The sequence below is a fragment of the Paraburkholderia bryophila genome (genome assembly GCF_003269035.1).
Classification (GTDB): Bacteria; Pseudomonadota; Gammaproteobacteria; order Burkholderiales; family Burkholderiaceae; genus Paraburkholderia; species Paraburkholderia bryophila.
This window is the reverse complement of the sequence record NZ_QLTK01000089.1, coordinates 1-1,108: the sequence shown is the minus strand read 5'-3', so window position 1 is coordinate 1,108 and position 1,108 is coordinate 1. Positions and strand designations below refer to the sequence as shown.

The following is a 1,108-nucleotide window of genomic DNA, read 5'->3' as shown; positions in this document are numbered from 1 at the left end:
CGATGTAGTCATCGACGCATTCGGGAAGTAGTACGACCTGCTTGCGGTCATCGCCTTCAACGAATCGCTTCATGAGTCACCCGGTCTCAATGAGTTGATTCAGTTTAGGCGATGAGTGCGTTTTCACACAGGCTCGGCCGCTTTCGCCCGATGTAACCAGTGGCCGGACTTCGCATCGCGGTCTAGAATGCATTGGTCAACAACGAAGGGACACGAGAAATGTCATTGCACACTTACCTGCTGTTTCTCCCCGCCTGCTTCGCACTCAACATGGCCTTCGGACCGAACAACGTGCTTTCGCTGTCCAACGGAGCACGTAAAGGTGCAATGCATTCTGTTGTCGCATCGTTCGGACGTCTGGTGGCATTTTCCATCATGATCGCGATTACCGGATTTGGTCTGGGAGCCTTGTTACTCACCTCGCAAACACTGTTTACGGCCTTGAAGTTTGCGGGTGCCGCGTATCTCGTGTGGCTGGGTGTCAAACTACTCCGTTCGAAATCGGTTGATCAGTCTATCGTGACTGCGGAACAAGCTGTGCAGCACAAGGATCGAGCGGGTTTGCTGATAAAAGATTGCAAGCAGGAGTTCTACGTGGCCGCAGGCAATCCGAAAGCCATTCTGATTTTCACGGCTTTCTTTCCGCAGTTCATTGATCGGGCGCACTACGCTGTTAGCTTTACCACGCTTGGCGTAACGTTTCTTTTACTAGAACTCGCCGCCATAGCAATCTACGCCGTAATCGGCGCGCGGTTGCGCTCTTTGACGACAAATCCGAAGGGCTTCGTGTGGCTAAACCGGGCCAGCGGCTCGCTTATGATCGGATTCGGCGTCTTGCTGGCAACGCTTCGGCGACCTGCTGTGTAACAGTACCCATCTTCGGACACCATGCTTTACGCGATTCGTTTCTTTGACAACGGCTCTGCCTACATCGACCATCGCACGCGCAGTTTCGCTCGCGAGCTGGGTCTGGAGCCGTTGACTACACCCGTTCGTTCGCCGCAGAGTAACGGTGTTGATTTGCACGGAATCCTGACCCGGGATTTGCATTGAATTCTGACCCACCCGTTGGACCAGCTTTGCGGGTTATTCGGTGGGTGTCTGGGTC

General features: G+C 54.0%; 1 protein-coding gene. It reads left to right on the top strand.

Annotated features, from left to right (window positions below):
• The first annotated feature begins 219 nt into the window (after positions 1-219).
• The gene (locus tag BX591_RS35930) at positions 220-867 is read left to right on the top strand and encodes a LysE family translocator (protein ID WP_111936028.1); all 648 of its coding nucleotides are present in this window, start codon (positions 220-222) and stop codon (positions 865-867) included.
• Positions 868-1,108 lie beyond the last annotated feature (241 nt).

What these genes read in the sequence shown, in the direction of transcription:
- BX591_RS35930 (WP_111936028.1), top strand. Translation starts at nt 220, where the DNA reads ATGTCATTGCACACTTACCTGCTGTTTCTCCCCGCCTGCTTCGCACTC.